This is a genomic window from Candidatus Kaiserbacteria bacterium (genome assembly GCA_016699245.1).
Taxonomy (GTDB): Bacteria; Patescibacteriota; Minisyncoccia; order Phycocordibacterales; family UBA918; genus Damh-18.
Map to the genome: position 1 here is coordinate 811,862 of CP064968.1, position 20,665 is coordinate 832,526.

The window sequence follows — 20,665 nt, forward strand, 5'->3', positions numbered from 1 at the left end:
CTCACTGATAAAAATTCTTATTATATGAATACCATCCAACAAAAAAATAAATTCTTGCAGGGCGTGCTTGCCTTTATTTTCTTTGTGATTCTTTGTACCCCTGTTGCTATTTCATTTGAAAAGGACTCGGTGAAATCGGCCTCCGAAACAATTGGAGTCTCGGAATTTTCTTCAATTAAAATTGCTATCAGCCCCACCATAGCATACGCAGCAGATAAGGGTAAAAACGATGCTTCAGGTTCGGAATGGGTCCAGAAAGTGGTGATGGTTCTTGGTAATTTACTCCTTAGTATTGGTGCTTTCTTTGCATGGGTCACCGGCAACTTCCTTGATAAGTCACTCAAAGAACTCGTCTTTGGAATGGGTGATTTAATAAATAAAGGTGGAATAGGAATTGCTATTGATACCGCATGGGGTATTGTCCGTGATTTGTGTAACCTTGCATTTATATTTGGATTTATTTTCCTCGGTATTCGTACTATCATTGACCCCGATAATTCTTCAGTGAAGCGTACACTTTCTCAAATTATCATTGGTGCATTCCTCATCAACTTCAGCCTCTATATGGCGAAGTTCATCATTGATTTTTCAAACTTTACTGCGTACTCCATTTACAACGCAATGGTAACAGGCGGAAGTTCCATCTCCATGATTATGTTTGACCAGCTGGGAATCACCACATTTTATTCAACGAAAGGAATAAATACAGCCCAGTTTGCTCAAGCGACCGGGGATGGAATGATTGCGTTTTACATCATGGGAATGATTCTTCTCCTCGTGGCTTCATTTATTTTTCTTGCTTCTACGCTACTCCTTGTTTCTCGATTCGTGCTCCTGGTATTCCTTATGATTGGTTCGCCCATACTTTTTGCTGCAACGGTGTTTCCAAAGACAGAGGGGTACGCCAAATTGCTCTGGGGGAAACTTCTCTCATTATCGTTTTTTGCACCGCTCTACCTCCTTCTCACACTCATATCAATGATGATGCTGAAAAGTTTTGTGGGAGTAATGAGTGGCGGACAACAATTTGCATCTACCTTCACTGACCCTAATGCCAAAATGGATGCCTTCGGTGTCGTCGTGAGCTTCGTGGTAGTGATATATTTCCTCATTCAGTCGTTACTCATTGCTAAACAGCTTGGTGTTGCAGGTGCGGATAGAGCGATTGGGCTTGGGAAAACACTGAAAGGAAATGCACAAAGCCTTGTAGGAAGGACGGCACTGGGCTGGGGTGGAAATAAAATCGCAAAATGGCAAGAGAACGCACGCTACAATGGGGGAGCAGGGAGTAAGGCTGCTGCTAGAGCTGCACGATGGACGGGTGTTGATGCTGCTGCGAATGCTGCTGCGAATGCGAAATGGGGAGGTTCGAAATCAAGTAAAGAAACTGCTAGCGAGAGTCAGGAAAGGGGTCGAAAACATGCCAGAGCACAGCAAGTATCAACCATCTCTACGGCAGTCTCTGAAAGCACACACCTCAATGCAGAGCGAGAGAGAATTGAGAAGGACACTTCATCCACCCAAGCACAAAAAGATGCTGCACGTACAGCGAGCGATACCGCTAATATGCGCATGGAGAGTGCACTTGCCGGTGCGTCCTCAGAACAAACGCTTGAACTTCTTAGGAAGCATAAAAGCGGGCCTGAACGAGATGCCATCGTTGCCAACCTTTCTGCAAGCCAGTTTGACGGTCTCATGAAAGCCAAGCCAGAAGATCTTGATGATGGAAAGAAAGAAGAACTTCGCGGTCAACGTTCTACCGCAGTGCAAAATCGACTGATTGCTGCAGAGGATAGAAAGCGTAAAGCATCTGCAACGCCGAGTGCTCCCGCAGTAGCGGCAACTATTCAGGATGTTATTGGAAAAGCAGATGGAAAGGATCTTGATGCAATGGGCTTTGATACTGTGCTCAGTCACGCAGGACAACTCTCAACTAAGCAAGTCGATGACATGTCACTTACACCAACAGCCAAAACCCGTCTCAAGGATGCACGGAAAGCAGCACTTATTGCTGAGTTCAATACAGGTGGTGCTGGAGCTGGCGCGGGAGATCTATTTAAGAGAATCACCAGTGAGACAGAACGAGCCAAACTACCCGGAGAGATCCTTAAGGACAGCGGAGCAGCTCCGTATCTTACACAACAGGTTCTCACCAAGATGCTTGATAATGAAAGTGTTCTTGCTTCAGACCGGGCTGCTATTAAAACAAACGTTGAAACAGCATGGCTTACCAATCCTACAAAGGCACGACAATTTGCAGACTTCTTTGATGACACCCCCGCAGGTAAACAATATGTATAGGTATGGAAAATGAATTACAACAAAAGCGCATCGGCGCGTATCGGGCAGCAAGTCAACTAATAAAGGATCAGTATGGGAATATGGTTTTGGGTGGTATTTTAAAATCCATCTCACAGAACAATTCGCTTTCAAAGGAAAAACATGGTGACTTTGTAAATCTGATTGGTGACTATATTCTTGGTATATATTCGAAGGATGTCGTTGAAGAAAAATTGGTATCTCAGATTGGCATTGCGAGCAACGAGACAAAAAGTGTCCTATCGGTGATTACAAATTTCCTTACGGGAAAGGAAAATGCTCCTGAGGTCCCCGAAGCACCAAAGGATTTCAAGGAGAAGCTTGAGTTGCGACCCGAGGACGCACAGGTATCAGAAAGCGATGGGAAAGGAAGTGTGCGCCCACTCACCCGTGACGAAGTCTTGCGTGCACTCGCGCCGGCACGCACTATGGCAGGGGATATCGCATCACTCGGGAAGCCATCAGATACTCCACGAGTACCACCTACAGCAAAACCGTAGGTATCACGACTCTTGCAGGAAGGCTATCCGCGCGCGCGCCTTCGGCGCGCGCGCGGACTGCGGTACAATACACATATATGCGCTTTGAAGTTCCACAATTCATTGAGGTAGAAGATAAAATTATCGGCCCCCTTACGTGGAAGCAATTTGTGTACCTTGCGGGGGGTGTAGGTATCATAGTGGTACTGTTCCTCAGTGTACCTTTTTTGATTTTCATACTTTTTGCACTTCCGCTGGGTGCGCTCTCGTTTGCACTTGCGTTTCATCGTGTCAACAATCGACCATTTTCGGTTTTTCTTGAATCTGCCGTAATGTTTTTTACCCGCAGTCGGTTGTATCTGTGGCGTCGTGAAACTGCACAAACCATTGTCGTAAAAAAAGAAAAATCTGAGCAGACGACTTCTGATTCTGAATTACACTCAGTACGCACGCAATCAATTCACACGCTCTCACGCAAATTAGAGCATTCACTACCCGAATAATATATGGCGACGCAATCCTCAACACAAAAATTTGTTCCTATTGCGGATATTCATGATGACGTGGTTGTTCTCAAAGACGGCCAGCTTTGTATGGTACTTCTTGCGTCCTCCGTCAACTTTGCACTCAAGTCTCTCGAAGAACAGCAGGCAATTCTCTCTCAGTTCCAAGCATTTCTAAATTCGATGGACTTTTCCCTTCAAATATACATGCAATCCCGTCGTCTCGATATTCGACCCTACCTTGAAACACTCAGAGAGCGAGAACCGCTTCAGGATAATGATCTCATGCGCACGCAACTCCGTGAGTATATTGAATTCATCAGCACATTTACCTCACAGGTAGAAATCATGACAAAAAACTTCTTTGTAGTGGTACCCTATGCCCCACTCGGTGTAGAAGTGAAAGGAATATCAAATTTACTCAAACAAAAAGAAACAAAGGAATCGCGTGCTGACAAATTTTTTGAGGACCGCACGCAGCTTGAGCAACGTGTATCGGTGGTAGAACAGGGACTTGCACGCATCGGCATTCGCACAGCACCTCTCGGTACCGACGAACTCACTGAATTGTATTATCACATTTTCAACCCAGATGACTTATCAAAAGCACCAAAACCGTAACTATGCGACTCACTGACTTCATTCAACAAAAAAAGCAAGAGGCGGTGGAGATGGTGCCTACCAATGCACCCCTCACCACACCGGATATTGTGGCGCCTTCAGCTATTAATGTTACCCCTCGCACGATCAATATCAGTGGCCGTGTTTCTCGTATTTTTTTTGCGGTTTCCTACCCACGGTATCTCAATGATGGTTGGCTTGAGCCAATTCTTAATCTCGAGCGAGAAATAGACGTATCCATTGTCATTCACCCCATCGACACTGCAGAAACCCTTAAGAAATTTCAAAAAAAGGTTGCTGAGGTGCAGAGCCAAATCAATGAACGAGCAGATAAAGGAATGGTGCGTGACCCTCTCCTCGATGCAGCATACCGCAATCTTGAGGAACTTCGAGACAAACTCCAGCAAGCAGAGGAAAAGCTTTTTAATGTTGGGCTCTACATTGCACTCTATGGAGATACGGAAGCAACGCTCGATAAGATTGAGGCTGAGGTGAAAGGCTCACTTGATACACGCCTCATTTACATGAAGCCTGCTCTCTTCCAACAAGAAGACGGGTTTTTGAGCGTACTCCCTATTCTCTCTGATAAACTCCTTGTGCATAGCAAATTTAATTCTTCGCCGCTGTCGAGTTTCTTTCCCTTTATATCGTCTGATCTCACTTCAGATACGGGTATTTTGTATGGTATCAACCGTCAAAATGGCTCCCTTATTCTTTTTGACCGATTTAAACTTACCAACTACAACTCAGTCACTTTTGCTACCTCGGGAGCAGGGAAGTCATACACCACCAAACTCGAGATTCTCCGTTCACTCATGTTTGGCACCGAGGTCATTGTCATAGACCCTGAACGTGAATATGAATATCTTGCTGAGGCCACGGGCGGAAAGTTCCTCAATATTTCGCTTTCTTCAAAACACCACATCAACCCATTCGATTTACCAGTCCCGCAGTCTGACGAGGATCCAAAAGACCTGCTCCGTTCACATATTATTGAGTTGGTAGGACTATTTCGGCTCATGCTCGGGGGACTTACCCCAGAAGAAGACGCGGTGATTGATAATGCTCTCCATGAGGTATATGCACTTAAAGACATTACCGGTGCAGGCGACTACCGTGACCTCACTCCACCACTCCTCACTGACTTTGAAATGGTGCTCGCGGGTATGGAAGGAAGTGAATCGCTTGTGCAGCGCCTTACCAAATACACATCGGGTACCTGGGCGGGCTTTATGAATGAATCCACCAACGTGGATATCAATCAAAAATTCATTGTCTTTTCCTTACGCGACATGGAAGAGGAACTTAAGACCATTGCGATGTACATCGTCACCAACCATATCTGGAGTGCCGTGCGGCGCGAACTCAAGAAGCGCCTTCTCGTGATTGATGAAGCGTGGTGGATGCTGAAGTCAGAAGACACTGCCGCATTCCTCCACAACATGGCTAAGCGTGGACGTAAATACTATCTAGGACTTGCGACAATTACTCAGGATGTGGATGACTTCCTCCGCTCACCGTATGGCGTACCGATGATTACGAACTCCTCCATTCAACTGCTCATGAAGCAGTCCCCTACTGCTGTGGACACCTTGCAAAGTGTGTTCAATCTCACGAACGAGGAAAAACTGATGCTTCTTGAGTCAAGTGTCGGGGAAGGGATTTTCTTTCTTGGGCTTAAACATGTTGCGATTAAAGTCCTCCCCTCATACACCGAAGACCAAATCATCACCTCAGACCCCTCGCAATTGTTACAAATAAGACGCGCTCGTGAAGAACTTGGAGGAGCACCTAAATAATATGCCAGAAGAATCACGCGATACAAGACGAGGTATTCAAAACGTACAAGGACGAGTGTCCCGCATTCCGAGCCGTGAGACGGTGGGCGAACGCCATCTACGGGGTGGGAAATGGAGTCCTGAAGCAGCGAATGATGCTGGGGCCATTCAGGCTGCTAATGACGACGCATATGCTGCAGAAAATGCCATGATGATTGCTGAAGCACAGGAATCCGCAAACCAATCACGAATACAGCAAGCCATCAAAGAAAAAGGGAAAAAAATGCTTTTAAAAAAGCTTGCGAGCGAAAAAACACTTTTGGCACGCACATCCATTCGTTCAACGCTCTGGTATGCACTCATTGCGTACGTCCTACAAATATTTTTTGCTGTTGGTGCAATGCTGGGTTTTGGAGGTCACGCTGTGGTGCTGTATCTCAGACACGAAACTATTGTTGGACGGGTTTTTGGTGTTTTAATTGATTTTCAAAATATACTTCCCTTTGAAGGTCTTGGGTATGTATTCTGGGGACTCGGTATTGTGCTTTCACTTGCATTACTTATTGGTTATAATTTATTTTTCTTTTTTATCGGTATTTCCGTATTACGGAGTTCCACAATGTTTCTCATCATGGTGGTGTGCTTCGCCTTCAATATTATCCCATTCATCAATATTCTTCCCTGGCTCTTGTTGTGGGTTATCTACATGTCTTTGTTCAGTTCACGTGAATGAAATTAATTATGCACATGATACACTATAAGAGTATGCACCACATAGACTCATATCGTTCAGTCACAATCACTGCTTGTTTGTTTATTCTGGGTTGTATTTTCAGCACAGCATTGCCGTCGAGCGCTTTTGCTCAGGTGCCTTCTTTTATAGGGAGCAGTATTTACCTTGAATCAAAGCCCCAGTATCCTGAGCCACAGAGTACCGCAACCGTATCGTTAAATGACTATAGTGTGAATACATTTGGAGCAACTATCAACTGGTTTGTAAACGGAGTGGAGCAGGTAGGAGCAAAAAACAATCGTTCCATTACCGTTCCTACTCGTGAGATTGGGTCACAAGAAGTTGTGAAAGCAGTTCTTTCATATACAAACGCACCCTCACAGACAGCAACACTCACGCTTACGCCCATAGTCATCGATATCATCCTAGAGGCAGATACCTACGTTCCTTCATTTTATAAAGGACGTGCACTTCCAAGTCAGGAATCCAGAGTTCGTGCTATTGCTCTCGTCCATGATGCAAAGGGTGGCATAAAAGGTAATTATGTATATAAATGGTCTGCGGGGAGCACTGTTCTTCTCGGTGGGCCAGTAAAGGGTAAGTTTATACTTGAATACGCCATGCCTCGATATAGTGATAATGAACTTACGGTGGAAGTATTAAATACGGAAGGCACTACCCTTGGAAAAAAGACTATCCTTTTGAACCCCGAAGAAACTCAATTGCATTTCTATGAATATAGTTCACTCCGTGGACTTTCTGAACGCACCGTTGCGAATCCCTTTTCTCTCATTAGTGAGGAGACCACCCTCTATGGTGAGCCCTATTTCATGAATACCCGCATAAATACAGCAGAAGCGGACTTCACATGGACCCTCGACAACAATGCAGTAGTTCCTAACCAAGATGCTCCCAACGCAATAACACTGAGACGTACTGGTATCACAGGCACCTCTGAAGTCTCCTTGCGTGTGGTTACCAAAAATCGAATTCCACAATATGTGATGCAAAAGCTTCAACTTATATTTTAATTATGAATACAACTCTCTATCGTGTCTCACCAGTAGGTATTTTCTTCCTTATCCTTAGTATGTTCTGTATCTTCTTTGCAACACCTCTGTTTGTAACAGGTGTGAGTGCTCAAGCACCAACTACACAACAAGACTGTTGGAATGCCCTCGGTACTTGGAACGGTACAACATGTACTAATATTCCTGCCACAACAGGTGGAGGGACTGGTGGAGCAGTAGGTGGGGGGGGTGGGGGTGGAGTTAAATACACTCCACTTGTGGGTATCCCCGGTATAAGTGGCACACCGTCACTCCCTGATTATATTAATAAGATATATTTGCTTACTATTGCAGTCGGTGTGTTTATTGCAATTCTCCGTATTGCATACGCGGGTGTGAAATACAGTATGTCGGGTGTCGTGACCGATAAAGCGAGTGCCAAGAGTGATATCAAGGGTGTTCTTATAGGGCTTGCTATTCTCCTTTTGCCAGCACTTGTTCTCAATACCATTAACCCCAATTTACTTCGTCTTGATTTTCTTAATGGTCTTCCAAAGTTGGATACATCTGCTGGTTCAATAAAGAATCCCGGTGGAGCGGGTGGTGCAAGTGGGCCAGGTTTTGCGAATAGCTCCGGGAGTGCAGGGGCTAAGGCTCCAACCTCACAACAAGATTGTTGGGATGCTCTCGGTACTTGGAATGGCACTGCATGTACTAATATTCCTACCGTATCAGGTAATGCGGGTGCAGGGAATAGCGTCAACTGTGCTGCAACCCCCCAATTGTGTCTTGACCCCTAACATTATCTTATGAAAAATATATTTATTATAATCGGCGTACTCGTTTTTGTTTTAGTGTTAGGAATATGGGCATATCTATTTACATTTGGTACCCCCCAAAGTGGCGCTGAAATATTCACGCGATTTAGTGGGGGGAGTGATGCAGAAACATTCATACCTCCTGAAAACACGAGCATTGATGTGAGTGATGTGGACACTCTTGGTGCGCCTCAAGCACTCAAGCAACTTACCACACGTCCCGTAGCAGGAGCAGGATTTACCAGTGATGGTATACGGTATGTAGAGCAGGGAACAGGGCATGTATACGACATCAATCTTCAGACTGGAGCTGAAACACTTCAGAGTGGCACGACAATCCCTGGTGCGCGCGATGCTGTATTTTCTGATGATGGCTTATACGCGGCAATTACCATGCTTGACGAAGGAGATGAGAGGACGTTGGTAGGTAAACTGACATCAGGCACACAATTTTCTGGAGTGACACTCCCACTTGGCGCAAAAAATATTGCTTTTGTTAATGCATCGGGGACACTGGAATACACGATAAACGAAGGGTATAGTACTCTCGGGTACTCGTACAATATGATGAAAGAGGCGGATACAATGGTGTTTAACTTGCCACTCAAAGATGTGGGAGTATTGTGGGGAAACCCTACCTATGTATTTACAACACCTTCCACCAAACAAATGGGCTACCTCTATCAAGTAATTAAAAACGATCTCCACTATGTAACAAAGGGAGGTCGTGGCCTCGCAAGTTTTGCTACTCATGATGGTGTCATGGTAACGCGTTCTACTGATACACTCGTAAAGTCTTTTCTTATAACTTTAGATGGCGAGCGAGTAACACAGCCACTTCCATACATTCCTGAAAAATGCGTGTCAGGTGAAACCTTCCTCTACTGTGCAATCCCAAAAGAGACCCTCAACACCCAAGCGTTTCCTGATGACTGGTACATGGGTGACGTTTCATTTGATGATTCGCTTTGGATAGTCGACACCAAAAATCAAAAAGCGGAGGTGCTTGTAGACTTTACTGGTGCAAGTGGCCGCGCGATAGATGTACTTAAAATTGGTGCAGACAAGGAAGGGAAGCGTGTATACCTCATCAATAAAAATGACAACACGCTCTGGCTCTTTGATACCACTCTCTAAATTCCGCACACAGACAGATAAAAACAGCCTACGGCTGTTTTTGTTTGTCTCCACACGTGTTTATTTTGTTGTATGAGGAAGCTTTAATCCCTTGTGGCGCACCACATATTCCTGCCCAATCGATACAATATTGCTGATAGTGAAGTAAAGTGCAATCGCTGCGGAAATGGTGTATGCAGCTATAATGATAATTACCGGCATGACGTACTTCATTTGAATGTGCATACTGCGTGCGAAATCATCTTTGAAGTTTGGCTCTGCTTTGGGGTCCTTCGGTTTTTGTGGAGGAAGGGTAAGATGGGTAAGAATGTATTGCGTGACTCCGGCAAGGAGAGCGAGCGGAAGACTCCGTGCGGTAATGTCCATAAACCCAAGGAAAATCATATTCACTGTCTCGGGGGTAGGAATAAATGAATAGAGAAGAACGGTATTGATATCAGGAAGCTTAACACCACCTCCAGAAGATACAGAAAGGTATAAGGCAATAACGATAGGGATCTGAAGGAAGAGAATGAAAATACTGGCAAATGGATTTACCTTTGCTTCGCGGAAAAGTTCCATAGTCTTTGTCGCCTGCATCTCACGCTGGTCTTTAAAATCCTCTTTTATTTTAGCGAGTTTTGGCTCAAGCTCGCGCATTGCGAGTTGTGTACGAGCTGCTTTGAGTGAAATGGGGAGGAGTATCAATTTTACCAATATCACCGTACAGATAATCGCAAGCCCCACATCACCATCACGCACGACATCAATAAAAAAAACGAGGCTATTATAGACAGGGTCAAAGAAAAATGTATGCCAGATTGAACTCATAGAAGTGTACTCATATTACTAGTATTTTGTATGGATGTACTCAGTCGTGCGTATACTTCGGATTTAAGAGAAGTATATGGTGTATTCTCTACACCTTTTTTGGTCAAAAAAATAAATACCCCACGCACCTCCGTCTCAGTGCGGTAGTGTCTCACAATATCATATATTCGTCGCCGAATCTTGTTGCGTACAACTGCATGATTGGATATTTTTTTAGATACCACTACTGATACATGCAGTGCCGGGGAAGGAGCATATACCAAGGTAAAGAGGGGGGAGTGATAACGCTTCCCCACAGAAAAAAAACGATTGAATTCTAATCTGCTCAATCGTTCTTTTTTAGGAAGCATATGCTTAGTATAGCGCACTATATCGAGGCATAGTATAAAACGTCACGTAAAAAGGCACGCAGGGGCCTTTTCTTAAACGCTTAGCTTTGCTCGTCCTTTACGGCGTCGTGCGGCGAGTACCGCGCTCCCTGACGCACTTGCTGAACGCACGAGAAACCCGTGGGTTGTTGCTCGTTTTCGCTTTTTTGGTTGATAGGTTCGTTTTGGCATATATAAAATGTTGTGGCTCACACTCTACACCACAAACCATTTTTAATCAATACGCATGTAATATGACAAAGGGACTCATCTTTGACAAATAGGTTATACACGACTCTCCCCATCCTATACACAGCCCCTATACACAATGAGTACTATATATCCCATTTATTGAATATTGTTTACACTTTTCTACAGACACGTATAATACTTCTTGTCGTTTAGCATTTCCTCTATGCAATCTATGAGTTCCATTTCAAACATCTCAACAAATATAATACACACTGAGCAGATAGATATAAAAAAGCTCTGGGATGATGCGCTCGTAAGTATAGAACTCTCCATTACTTCAGCAAATTTTAAAACGTGGTTTCGCGATACACAGATTGTATCGGTAGAGGATGGCACCGTGACACTGGGGGTGCCGAGTGTCTTTGTGCGCGATTGGGTTGCAGACAAATTTCAAACACTTATTTTAAAGACGCTTCGCGACCTTACCCCCCACGCGCGAAGTATCGAATACGCTGTAGTCCAACGCACCGACCGTAAACAAGAGTCGTCGCGTAAACAGACGGTAAACGCTGCCCTTCCACTTGAAGAGTATTACATAAACAAAAGCGACAACCTCAATCCAAAGTATGTTTTTGATAACTTTGTCGTAGGTCCCTTTAATGAACTTGCGCATGCAGCAGCACGTACTGTGGTTAATAAGCCTGGCATCGCATACAATCCACTTTTTATATACGGAAAGACAGGGCATGGAAAGACGCACCTCATACAGGCTGTGGGGAACCAATTAAAACGTGTGGGGAAGAAAGTGTTTTATGTAACCAGTGAGCGTTTTACTGTCGATTATATGAATGCTCTCCAAAATGGTACTGCAAACGGATTTAAGGATAAATACCGCCAATACGATGTGCTTGTGATGGATGATGTACAATTTTTGATGAATAAAGAAAAGACACAGGAGGAACTCTTCCATCTTTTTAACTCTATGCACGACAACAACAAACAAATTGTGTTTTCGAGTGATGTACACCCCGCAATCATGTCGAATATGGAAGATCGTCTCAGGTCGCGTTTTGCACAGGGAATGATTGTTGATATACCTGAACCTGATTTTGAATCTCGTGGTGCTATTTTACGCTCTAAAGCAGCACAAAATAGCCTTACCTTGAGTGATGATGTGGTGGAACACCTCTCACATACTATTGATGGCAATGTGCGTGAAATTGAAGGTGCACTCAATACTATTTTGTGTCAATCACAACTCTTAGGGCGCACGTTAAATCTTGACGAAGTAAAGGTGCTTATTAAAAACAGCACACGTCCGCGCAAATCACTTGCGGTCTCTGATGTAGTGGATAAAGTTGCACGGTATTTTGATATTGACCCCGCAAGTATCTACGAAAAAACACGTCGTAAAGAAGTGGTGAAGCCGCGGCAACTTATTATGTATATCCTAAGGGAGGATTTTCAAGTATCATATCCTGCAATTGGACAAAAACTGGGTGGTAGGGATCACACGACTGTGATTCACTCCTGTGAAAAAATTAAGCATGAGGTGAAGGAAAGTGCTGAACTCGAAGAGGAGATTTCACAAATCCGTCTCCTTTTGAAATAAGGTGGGGGATATGTGTGGAAAAGTTCTTTATAAAAGTATGGACTACTATTACAAACACCTGTGTATAGAAAGAATTAATAGTGGTGTAGGAGACGATTAAGAGGAGTATGGATGTTATGTATAAAATACATCCACACCCTTTTATACAGTTTCATACACACTATACCCAATTCTATACAAAGCCAGATATACAAAAAGATTTATAATAAGCCACATTAAAGCAATATCCACACATCCACACCACTAATAATAAGGAATACTGTTTTTAAAAGAAAAAATAATAGACACGTATGCACATCACTATTGAAACAAAACAATTGAAACAAGTACTCGATATTGTTTCTAAAGTGAGTACAAAACACATCACTCTCCCTGTACTACAATGTGTGCTCCTTAATGTGTCAGGAACTACACTTGTTATAAAAGCAACAAACCTTGAGATTGGCATTGAGGGAACGCTTACGGTAAAAGTAGAAGAGGAGGGTGTTATTGCAGTGCCTGCATATATTTTAGTACAGACAGTGAATCTTATTTCACAACCATCTATTACCTTAACTACCGAAGGTGAAGTATTGGTAGTAGAGGCACGAGACTCACGTACAGAAATTAAAAGTATTCCTGCTGGTGATTTCCCAAGTATTCCTCATATCTCAAGTAACCCTATCACTATACAAGGGCATCTTTTTGCGCTCGGAATTAAAACAACTGCATTTACTGCGTCACAATCTTCAATTAAGCCAGAGTTGGGGAGTATCTATATTCATCAAAAAAAAGAGCATGCACTCACGTTTGTAGCGACTGACTCATTTCGTTTAATGGAAAAAACAATTCCACAAAAAGGAGTTGTACTTGAAGAAGCAATTCTTATACCGTATAAAAACGCCCTTGAACTCTCACGAGTAATAGATGATGTATCAGGAGATGTGCAACTCTTTGTTACTGAAAATCAATGCGCTCTCACCGTTGGAAATATTTATATTACCTCACGTTTAATTACGGGTACATTTCCCGATTACGCTCAGATTATTCCAAAAGAATATAAAACAACTATTACTACCCTCACCAGTGATTTTGCACAAGCGCTTAAAAAAACCAATATATTCCTTAATAAATTCATGCAACTTACGCTCACTATCTCTGAGGGTACGTGCAGTCTTTCTTCACAAAGTGGTGAGGCAGGAGCTACTACTGAGTCAATAAAAGCACATATTGAAGGAGAGGATCTTACACTTAATTTTAATCAACGCTACATTCATGAAGTAATTCCCCATATTCAAAGTGATAGTATCCTTTTAAAATGTGCCGGTGTAGGCCGTCCTATGGTGATAGAGAACATTAATGATAGTTCTTTACGCTACCTCGTAATGCCTATGAATAAATGACCGAAAAATAATATGCGAAGCATATATATTTTCTCGAGTCCTTCGATTTTTCCTCCCCCCGGAGGAAAAATCGAAGCAGCAAGACCCTGTAGCGAATCCCTTTACCAAATCCCTGTTTTCCTCCCCCCGGAGGAAAAATCGAAGCAGCAAGACCCTGTAGCGAATCAATTTATCAACTCCTATAATTTCTGAGTGGTCTAGAAATTAAGAAGCGAAGCGCCTATAATTTTCCGAGTCCTTGGCTTTTTCCTCCCCCCCGGAGGAAAAAGCCAAGTAGCCATCAATGTAGCGAGTTTATATAACTGACCCTGTACCAAGTCCATATAACCACCCCCCACCAAATCTATTTTTACATGCTCTTCAAACCCCACAACAAACGCGGACAAGGAATCGTACATGTCTCCGACCTTTTTAAAAAATATACCCAAACCCTTAGGGCACCACAGGGGATAGTGGTAACCGCATTTATTGTGGCAGTAGAAGAGGTGTGTGGTGCAACACTCACAAAAAATAATTGTACGTATAATCCTGATACACACACTCTCTCAGTACATGCATCAGGAATGATAAAAACAGAAATAACTCTTCATAAAAAGGAAATATTACGTGTAATGCGCGACACTATTAGTGAAAAGAGTCTCCCCAAAAACATTCTTTAAGGATTATTTGATTCTTCGGGCTCTTCTACTTCATCTGAAGTAGAAGTATCAGTTTCCTCTGCTTCTTTAATTTCATTAAGTCCCATAAGAGAATTTTTCCAGAGTGTGATGGGGTATTCCCACAGAGGGAATTGACCGTCAGTAGGGTATGAGGGTTGCGGACCGCGTGGATTGTCTTTATCAAGGAAGTACAGAATCGAATGTGCACCCATAACTGCGTTTTCTACCGTAACAGGAGCTGGCCCAGTGTCTCCCTCAGAATCACTCGGAGGAGGGGTTACAAGTGCTCCTGCGTCAAACCAGACCCCTCGGAGGACAGGTTTTAGGGTATCGGGAGTAGGGATGGGCTTTGTAAATGATTCTTCTTCTAGTGTGGGAAGTGCAACATCCATAAATTCTCGCCAAAGTGGGGTAATAATAAGTCCAGATATTTCACTCATAGAGCGATTGTCGTTGTTTCCTGCCCATGCACCAACAACAAGATTAGGAGTGTATCCAAGTACCCATGCATCACGTTTGTCATTTGTTGTCCCTGTCTTTGCAGCTACATCGCGTCCGCCGAAATAGAGCGTAGAGTTGGCCCCATAGAGCGGTGTACGAGCAACGTTGTCGGAAAGGATATCAGATATTTGTCGTGCAACATTAGGGTCAAGCACTGGTTTTGCTACAGGTTCTGACTCCTCAAGTATATTTCCATCAGCATCTTCAACACGAATAATACTTTGGAGCTCATGGCGAATTCCTTCATTTGCAAAAGTACCATACGCACCTACCATTTCTAGAAGTTTTACCTCACCACCCCCAAGTACAAGCGTGAGTCCATACTTATTTCCACTTCCGAGAGTGGTGATACCCATATCTCGCGCCATTTTAATCGATGCAGGAATACCAGCGAGGTACAGCGCTTTTACTGCGGGGACGTTGAGTGATTGAGCAAGCGCATTTTTAAAAGTAACCGGGCCACGGAATTTATGGTCGTAGTTGTCGGGGGAGTAACAACCATCCTCAGAGGTAAAATTGTCAGGCGTGCACGTGGTGGAAAACTGTGTTTTAAGATCAAAGACTACCGTCTCAGGAGTGTATCCCTTTTTAAATGCGGCTGCGTACACAAATGGTTTAAAGGAAGATCCAGGCTGGCGTTCGGCGAGGGCAATATTGAAATTACCATCGATCTCAGTGTCGAAGTAATCACGCGAGCCCACCATAACGAGTATGTGGCCATCAGTAGGGTCTGTAGCAACAAGCGCCGCATTTTCTGCATTAAAGGTTTTGGCATTGTGTAATGCGTTCTTTTTTACAATTTCCTCTGCTTGTTCTTGTAGTTTCCAATCAAGAGTAGTGATTACCTTAAGTCCACGCTCAGCAATTGATTCTTCACCGTATTTTTCAACAAGGTAGTCTCGTACATAGAAGACAAAGTGTGGTGCGCGAATACCAGTAGCTACTTGTGGTTTAAACTCTACTCGCTCATTCATGGCAGCATCGTGCTCCTCTTTAGAAATAAAGCCGAGCGTGACCATTTTCTCGAGAACGTAGTTTTTACGTATCTCGAGTTCATCAATGTGATTACCGTAAGGAGAATAATATGTAGGAAGTTGAGGAAGTGCTGCAAGATATGCTGCCTCTCCGAGCGTCACTTCAGAGGCACGTTTTCCAAAGAATGAGAGACTTGCTTCCTCGACACCGTATATCGTTCCTCCGTATGGTGATTCATTGAGATAGTGACCAAGGATTTCTTCTTTGGTGAGTATTTGTTCTAGACGAAATGCAAGAATAGCCTCCTTCACTTTTCTGGTGAGTGTTTTTTCGTGTTGGAGAATGGAATTTTTGATTACTTGCTGTGTGATAGTGGAGCCTCCTGCACCACTAAAGGGGCCACCACCCTTTTGTACATTGCTTATCATGGAGCGTAGAATTGCAAGGGGGCGCACACCTGCATGCTCAAAGAAGGTATCATCCTCAATAGCAACGGTGGCATTTTTGATGTGACGAGAAATGTCCTCATACGGCACAATGGTGCGGCGTACGTCTTGGTGGAGGTCGTAGAGGAGAATTTCCCCAGTACGGTCGTAGATTTTAGTTGATTGTTGTACTTTGCGCTCTTCAAAAGAAGAAAGGTCGGGAATATCGAGGGTGGCAATCCATACAAGAAGGATACCGGTAGCAATGAGTCCCAGCACAAAAAGACCAATAAAACCATCAATAATAATCTCCTTGAAATGCCGTTTAATCCACGTGCGCACATGTTTCATATTGCCAATAGTATCACTGTATTGTGCAGATATAAACATCTGGAGGGTGTGATACTATAATGAGTACTTACTATGCAAATAGATACAAATCCAGAAAAAATTGAAACATTACTCACCCGTGGCGTTGAAGAGGTAATTCACTATGATGAACTCAAATCAAAACTTCTTTCAGGCAAACAATTGCGAGTGAAACTCGGCATCGACCCCACAAGTGCTCATGTGCATATTGGTCGATCAGTACCCCTTTTAAAACTCCGTGACTTTCAGGAACTTGGGCACCAAATAATACTCATTATTGGTGACTTCACGGGAATTATTGGTGATACTTCAGATAAGGAGAGTGAACGTCCCATGCTCACACGTGAAGCAGTAGATGAAAATAAAAAAACATATCTAAAGCAAGTGGAAAAAATTCTTGATATTAACAAAGTAGAATTTCGCTACAACTCAGAATGGCTCGAAAAATTAACATATCGCGAACTTGGAGAACATGCAGACCTCTTCTCAGTGGCAGATTTTATTGCACGCGATAACATCAAACGTCGCCTCGATACAGGGAAGCGTGTATCACTTCGTGAGACGCTGTACCCACTTATGCAGGGGTATGACAGCGTAGCGATTCAGGCTGATGTAGAGCTCGGTGGTACTGATCAACGATTTAATCTTCTAGCGGGACGCACCATGCAACCCCACTTTGGACAGGATGCACAAAATATTCTCATGTCTCCTTTGATACATGGTACTGATGGGAGAAAGATGAGCTCGAGCTGGGGAAATACTATCAATCTCCTTACTCCCTCGAATGATATGTTTGGAAAAGTGATGAGTATGCGGGATGAGGATGTTGTGGCTTATTTTGAGATGTGCACACGACTCCCTATGCATGAGATACAGACGATTGAAGTAGAACTTGCCGCAGGGGCAAACCCACGCGATATGAAACTTCGTCTTGCATATGAAATTACCCGCATGTATCACGGCGATGAAGGAGCAAAAGAAGGACAGACATATTTTAGTGAGACCTTTCAGCAAAAGCAGGTCCCCGAGGATGTGCTTGAAATTAAAAAGGATTTCGTGGAGGAACTTATTGCACAAGCAGTGGTATCTTCAAAGGCTGAGTTACGACGTTTGCTTGAAGCGGGTGGTGTACGAAATGCAGAGACGGGCGAGAAAATCACAGAGATCCCTGAAACCGTTTCGAAACCAACAGTGTTGAAACTTGGAAAGAGAAGGTTTGTGAAATTACTTCCATAATAAAAACAGCCCGTGCGAAGCACGGGCTGTTTTTATATTTTAAAGTTCATCTTTATCATCGAATGAATCATAATCCATTTCTTCCTCGTCTTCTTCCTCGTCGAATACCTTACTTCCATCTTCTGCAAGGCCGGGTTCCGTTTCTTCAGTGAGTGCATCAAATGCAGTTTCCTTGAGTAGTGGGTCAAATTCTTCATCAAGCTCGTCATCTACTTCCTCAGTAAGTTCACCGAGGAGGGCGTCGTCAATACCCACCTCTTCCTCCTCTTCAAAAATATTTGAATTGTTTTGTGTTACAAAAAAGATCATATGGTTCGTGTATTTGGTTACAATAATCTAGTAGAGTTCTTTGTATCAAAAGTTTACGTATTATGCAACTGGGCAATCCCTATAATTATAGGTTGAGATTAATGAGGGTGGTGGGCAAGCGTGGTAATTCCGACTGCAATTGCATCATATTCATCATCAAGCGCATTCATTGGGGCATTTACAATGAGGCGTTTCACCATATCAATGACGGCTTTTTTGTCACTTTTCCCGTAACCAGTTACCGCTACTTTTATTTCTTGAGGGCCAAATTCATACACCACACACCCAGCTTTCTGTGCGAGAAAGAGAATAATCCCTCGTGCCTGCGCAACCCCAATCGCCGTTTTTACATTTTTGTTAAAAAAGAGTGTCTCTATACCAACTGCTTGTGGTGTATGTTCAAGAATAAGTCTTTCAACTGCTTCTCCAACTTGAAAAAGGCGCGTGTGAAGTGTTTCATCACGAGAGGTCAGGATACAAGCAGAATACAGGAGTTTCTCTTTTCCATTTTCTTTTTCAATCACCGCAACACCGAGCCTGTCGTATCCAGGGTCAAGTGCAAGAACACGCATACCTATTCTTTAGAATTAGGTTCGTCTGCAGTGGTGTACACATCGTGGACATCATCATTTGCTTCAAGGAGTTCCACAAGCGTGGCGAGCTTCTCACCATCTTCTTCAGAAAGATTCATGGGCATGTTGGGGACGTATCCTTCATGTGTTTTTGTAAATGCCCATGCTGAAGACCCTACTGCACCGAGTTGATATCCATGCTTTGAGAGGAGGTGTTTCATCTCAGGAGTAGTGCGATTGGGGTTGTCGGTTACCGCGGTTATCAGAATTGCAGTACCTCCGGGGCCATACGTTTCGTAAAGTACTTCAGAAAGAGTAGCACCGTCAGCACCACTTCCTTTCGCGACCGCCCTGTCGATGTTTTCTTTTGGCATCGAATCTTTTTTTGCACGCTCAATAGCCGCTGCAAGCCCAGGGGAACTGAGGTTCCCTTGGGCCTTCCTTGATTCCATTGCAATAAGGCTTGTGTGTTTTGAAAATACCTTACTTTTTTGCCCATCAGTCTTTGCTTTCTGATGTTTAATCTGTGACCATTTATTATGTCCTGACACGGTATGTAATCTTAATGAATAATGATACGAATATATAACCATCCTCACCGTATTTCATCAACTCATGTGTTCTCGAGTGAACGCATGTGTTCGTAGGCACTCGTGGTTGCTACGCGACCACGAGGAGTGCGTTCGAGAAATCCTTGTCGAATGAGATATGGCTCAAGGACATCTTCAATTGTCGACATCTCTTCGCCAGTGGCTGCGGCGATGGTGTTGAGCCCTACAGGACCGCCGTTAAACTTATCAATAACCACACTGAGTACCGCGCGGTCGGGACCGGTGAGACCACGTGCATCTATTTCGAGAAGATCAAAAGTCTTTTCAATAATATGTTCATCGAGATCAGTGCTTTCGAGTTGTGCAAGGTCGCGACAACGTTTCAAAAGATAATTTGCAGTTCGGGGTGTGGCACGACAACGATGTGCAATGTGTTCAAGAAGTGAAGGAGCGACGCGCACACTCAGAAGTTCTGCAGACCTCCCCAGAATATGTGCTATTTCACTATCAGCATAAAACTCGAGTCGGAAAGTTCCCCCTGAGAAGCGAGAACGAAGGGGAGCAGAGAGAAGTGATATACGTGTGGTAGCAGCAACGAGTGTAAATGGAGGAAGGTCGAGCTGTACTGTTCTTGCTGAAGGGCCTTTACCAATAATGATATCGAGGACACCTGACTCCATTGCAGGGTACAGGACTTCTTCAATAGATTTTGAAAGACGATGTATTTCATCGATAAATAGTACGTCTCCGGGAGTGAGATTGGTAAGGATAGCTGCCAAGTCACCCACACGCTCAATCGCTGGCCCCGAGGTGGTTTTCATGTTGGTGCCAAGGGTCTTCGAGATGAGGTGGGCAAGGGTTGTTTTGCCAAGCCCCGGAGGTCCATAGAGAAGAATATGTTCAGCAGCATGGCCACGCTCACGCGCTGCGGTAAGCAAAATACGTAGATTTTCCTTGATTTTTGCCTGTCCGACGTACTCATCCCACGATTGAGGTCGAAGGGTTTGGTCGAGGTTGCCCGTGAAATCGCGCTCAATAGAAGGCTTTGAATCAATGGGTGTATTCATGGGTATATTGTATATGAAGAGGGGAGAGAACGGGAGGGGATTGACAAAAATACAAGGTATGATAGAATTTTCCTGTATCGTTCATTACATTCGGGACTGCCGGATGTTTCTTTTTTATTCAAGGGTCATCGAACTGATAACCCTTTACGCAATACTTGGCACTCAAGACGAGGGTATTTTGGTACCCGCCTTGAGCGTGATCACTGAGGTAAACCTCAGTTTTGGAGTGTCACTTCTTA

At 43.8% G+C, this 20,665-nt stretch carries 21 protein-coding genes; 13 read left to right on the forward strand and 8 right to left on the reverse strand.

Annotation, left to right across the window (positions count from 1 at the left end; translation table 11 throughout):
- The first annotated feature begins 24 nt into the window (after window positions 1-24).
- The 9 genes from IPH92_04100 (at window position 25) to IPH92_04140 (ending at window position 9,398) form a co-directional block, all read left to right on the forward strand.
- The gene (locus IPH92_04100; GenBank protein QQR64715.1) at window positions 25-2,301 is read left to right on the forward strand and encodes a type IV secretion system protein; all 2,277 of its coding nucleotides are present in this window, start codon (window positions 25-27) and stop codon (window positions 2,299-2,301) included.
- Between the two features lie 2 nt (window positions 2,302-2,303).
- A complete protein-coding gene (locus tag IPH92_04105) occupies window positions 2,304-2,819 on the forward strand; it encodes a hypothetical protein (protein QQR64716.1) in 516 nt (171 codons plus the stop codon).
- A gap of 77 nt (window positions 2,820-2,896) precedes the next feature.
- Complete coding sequence (locus tag IPH92_04110; protein QQR64717.1) at window positions 2,897-3,301, forward strand: PrgI family protein; 405 nt, start codon at window positions 2,897-2,899, stop codon at window positions 3,299-3,301.
- A gap of 3 nt (window positions 3,302-3,304) precedes the next feature.
- Window positions 3,305-3,922, forward strand: a complete 618-nt coding sequence (locus tag IPH92_04115; GenBank protein QQR64718.1) for a hypothetical protein — start codon at window positions 3,305-3,307, stop codon at window positions 3,920-3,922.
- A gap of 2 nt (window positions 3,923-3,924) precedes the next feature.
- The gene (locus tag IPH92_04120) at window positions 3,925-5,721 is read left to right on the forward strand and encodes a DUF87 domain-containing protein (protein QQR64719.1); all 1,797 of its coding nucleotides are present in this window, start codon (window positions 3,925-3,927) and stop codon (window positions 5,719-5,721) included.
- Between the two features lies 1 nt (window position 5,722).
- Window positions 5,723-6,433 (forward strand): hypothetical protein, encoded by a 711-nt coding sequence (locus IPH92_04125; protein QQR64720.1) that lies wholly within the window; start codon window positions 5,723-5,725, stop codon window positions 6,431-6,433.
- A 32-nt stretch (window positions 6,434-6,465) separates the two neighbouring features.
- A complete protein-coding gene (locus tag IPH92_04130; protein QQR64721.1) occupies window positions 6,466-7,464 on the forward strand; it encodes a hypothetical protein in 999 nt (332 codons plus the stop codon).
- 2 nt (window positions 7,465-7,466) lie between these two features.
- Complete coding sequence (locus tag IPH92_04135; protein QQR64722.1) at window positions 7,467-8,243, forward strand: hypothetical protein; 777 nt, start codon at window positions 7,467-7,469, stop codon at window positions 8,241-8,243.
- Window positions 8,244-8,252: 9 nt separating this feature from the next.
- A complete protein-coding gene (locus tag IPH92_04140; protein QQR64723.1) occupies window positions 8,253-9,398 on the forward strand; it encodes a hypothetical protein in 1,146 nt (381 codons plus the stop codon).
- Between the two features lie 60 nt (window positions 9,399-9,458).
- Here IPH92_04140 and IPH92_04145 read toward each other — a convergent pair whose 3' ends face one another.
- From IPH92_04145 to rpmH, 3 genes are all read right to left on the reverse strand, one after another.
- Window positions 9,459-10,208, reverse strand: a complete 750-nt coding sequence (locus IPH92_04145; GenBank protein QQR64724.1) for a membrane protein insertase YidC — start codon at window positions 10,206-10,208, stop codon at window positions 9,459-9,461.
- Window positions 10,205-10,558, reverse strand: coding sequence for a ribonuclease P protein component (gene rnpA, locus IPH92_04150; protein ID QQR64725.1), 354 nt, complete (start codon window positions 10,556-10,558; stop codon window positions 10,205-10,207). Before rnpA ends, IPH92_04145 begins: the two co-directional genes overlap by 4 nt.
- 72 nt (window positions 10,559-10,630) lie before the next feature.
- Window positions 10,631-10,768 (reverse strand): 50S ribosomal protein L34, encoded by a 138-nt coding sequence (gene rpmH / locus IPH92_04155; GenBank protein QQR64726.1) that lies wholly within the window; start codon window positions 10,766-10,768, stop codon window positions 10,631-10,633.
- A 232-nt stretch (window positions 10,769-11,000) separates the two neighbouring features.
- Here rpmH and dnaA point away from each other — a divergent pair, with 232 nt between their 5' ends.
- The 3 genes from dnaA to IPH92_04170 all read left to right on the forward strand — a co-directional run bounded on the left by dnaA (window position 11,001) and on the right by IPH92_04170 (window position 14,421).
- Window positions 11,001-12,380 (forward strand): chromosomal replication initiator protein DnaA, encoded by a 1,380-nt coding sequence (dnaA, locus tag IPH92_04160; protein ID QQR64727.1) that lies wholly within the window; start codon window positions 11,001-11,003, stop codon window positions 12,378-12,380.
- A gap of 290 nt (window positions 12,381-12,670) precedes the next feature.
- Window positions 12,671-13,762 carry a DNA polymerase III subunit beta gene (gene dnaN / locus IPH92_04165; GenBank protein ID QQR64728.1) on the forward strand — a complete coding sequence of 364 codons (1,092 nt, stop codon included), beginning with the start codon at window positions 12,671-12,673 and terminating at the stop codon, window positions 13,760-13,762.
- Between the two features lie 353 nt (window positions 13,763-14,115).
- Window positions 14,116-14,421 (forward strand): hypothetical protein, encoded by a 306-nt coding sequence (locus IPH92_04170; protein ID QQR64729.1) that lies wholly within the window; start codon window positions 14,116-14,118, stop codon window positions 14,419-14,421.
- Here IPH92_04170 and IPH92_04175 read toward each other — a convergent pair.
- The gene (locus tag IPH92_04175) at window positions 14,418-16,712 is read right to left on the reverse strand and encodes a penicillin-binding protein (protein QQR64730.1); all 2,295 of its coding nucleotides are present in this window, start codon (window positions 16,710-16,712) and stop codon (window positions 14,418-14,420) included. The genes IPH92_04170 and IPH92_04175 overlap by 4 nt on opposite strands.
- Before the next feature lie 33 nt (window positions 16,713-16,745).
- On the opposite strand from IPH92_04175, the gene IPH92_04180 reads away from it, so the two are divergent.
- A complete protein-coding gene (locus IPH92_04180) occupies window positions 16,746-17,927 on the forward strand; it encodes a tyrosine--tRNA ligase (GenBank protein QQR64731.1) in 1,182 nt (393 codons plus the stop codon).
- 39 nt (window positions 17,928-17,966) lie between these two features.
- On the opposite strand, the gene IPH92_04185 is transcribed toward IPH92_04180, so the two are convergent.
- The 4 genes from IPH92_04185 to ruvB form a co-directional block, all read right to left on the reverse strand.
- Window positions 17,967-18,236 (reverse strand): hypothetical protein, encoded by a 270-nt coding sequence (locus IPH92_04185; protein ID QQR64732.1) that lies wholly within the window; start codon window positions 18,234-18,236, stop codon window positions 17,967-17,969.
- A 98-nt stretch (window positions 18,237-18,334) separates the two neighbouring features.
- Complete coding sequence (locus IPH92_04190; protein ID QQR64733.1) at window positions 18,335-18,808, reverse strand: crossover junction endodeoxyribonuclease RuvC; 474 nt, start codon at window positions 18,806-18,808, stop codon at window positions 18,335-18,337.
- Between the two features lie 2 nt (window positions 18,809-18,810).
- Window positions 18,811-19,359: a YebC/PmpR family DNA-binding transcriptional regulator gene (locus IPH92_04195; GenBank protein QQR64734.1), complete on the reverse strand. Its 549-nt coding sequence runs from the start codon at window positions 19,357-19,359 to the stop codon at window positions 18,811-18,813.
- 62 nt (window positions 19,360-19,421) lie between these two features.
- Complete coding sequence (gene ruvB / locus IPH92_04200; protein ID QQR64735.1) at window positions 19,422-20,426, reverse strand: Holliday junction branch migration DNA helicase RuvB; 1,005 nt, start codon at window positions 20,424-20,426, stop codon at window positions 19,422-19,424.
- Window positions 20,427-20,665 lie beyond the last annotated feature (239 nt).

Coding starts and splice junctions, on each gene's coding strand:
- IPH92_04100 (QQR64715.1), top strand. CDS start 25: ATGAATACCATCCAACAAAAAAATAAATTCTTGCAGGGCGTGCTTGCC.
- IPH92_04105 (QQR64716.1), top strand. CDS start 2,304: ATGGAAAATGAATTACAACAAAAGCGCATCGGCGCGTATCGGGCAGCA.
- IPH92_04110 (QQR64717.1), top strand. CDS start 2,897: ATGCGCTTTGAAGTTCCACAATTCATTGAGGTAGAAGATAAAATTATC.
- IPH92_04115 (QQR64718.1), top strand. CDS start 3,305: ATGGCGACGCAATCCTCAACACAAAAATTTGTTCCTATTGCGGATATT.
- IPH92_04120 (QQR64719.1), top strand. CDS start 3,925: ATGCGACTCACTGACTTCATTCAACAAAAAAAGCAAGAGGCGGTGGAG.
- IPH92_04125 (QQR64720.1), top strand. CDS start 5,723: ATGCCAGAAGAATCACGCGATACAAGACGAGGTATTCAAAACGTACAA.
- IPH92_04130 (QQR64721.1), top strand. CDS start 6,466: ATGCACCACATAGACTCATATCGTTCAGTCACAATCACTGCTTGTTTG.
- IPH92_04135 (QQR64722.1), top strand. CDS start 7,467: ATGAATACAACTCTCTATCGTGTCTCACCAGTAGGTATTTTCTTCCTT.
- IPH92_04140 (QQR64723.1), top strand. CDS start 8,253: ATGAAAAATATATTTATTATAATCGGCGTACTCGTTTTTGTTTTAGTG.
- IPH92_04145 (QQR64724.1), bottom strand. CDS start 10,208: ATGAGTTCAATCTGGCATACATTTTTCTTTGACCCTGTCTATAATAGC.
- rnpA (QQR64725.1), bottom strand. CDS start 10,558: ATGCTTCCTAAAAAAGAACGATTGAGCAGATTAGAATTCAATCGTTTT.
- rpmH (QQR64726.1), bottom strand. CDS start 10,768: ATGCCAAAACGAACCTATCAACCAAAAAAGCGAAAACGAGCAACAACC.
- dnaA (QQR64727.1), top strand. CDS start 11,001: ATGAGTTCCATTTCAAACATCTCAACAAATATAATACACACTGAGCAG.
- dnaN (QQR64728.1), top strand. CDS start 12,671: ATGCACATCACTATTGAAACAAAACAATTGAAACAAGTACTCGATATT.
- IPH92_04170 (QQR64729.1), top strand. CDS start 14,116: ATGCTCTTCAAACCCCACAACAAACGCGGACAAGGAATCGTACATGTC.
- IPH92_04175 (QQR64730.1), bottom strand. CDS start 16,712: ATGTTTATATCTGCACAATACAGTGATACTATTGGCAATATGAAACAT.
- IPH92_04180 (QQR64731.1), top strand. CDS start 16,746: ATGCAAATAGATACAAATCCAGAAAAAATTGAAACATTACTCACCCGT.
- IPH92_04185 (QQR64732.1), bottom strand. CDS start 18,236: ATGATCTTTTTTGTAACACAAAACAATTCAAATATTTTTGAAGAGGAG.
- IPH92_04190 (QQR64733.1), bottom strand. CDS start 18,808: ATGCGTGTTCTTGCACTTGACCCTGGATACGACAGGCTCGGTGTTGCG.
- ruvB (QQR64735.1), bottom strand. CDS start 20,426: ATGAATACACCCATTGATTCAAAGCCTTCTATTGAGCGCGATTTCACG.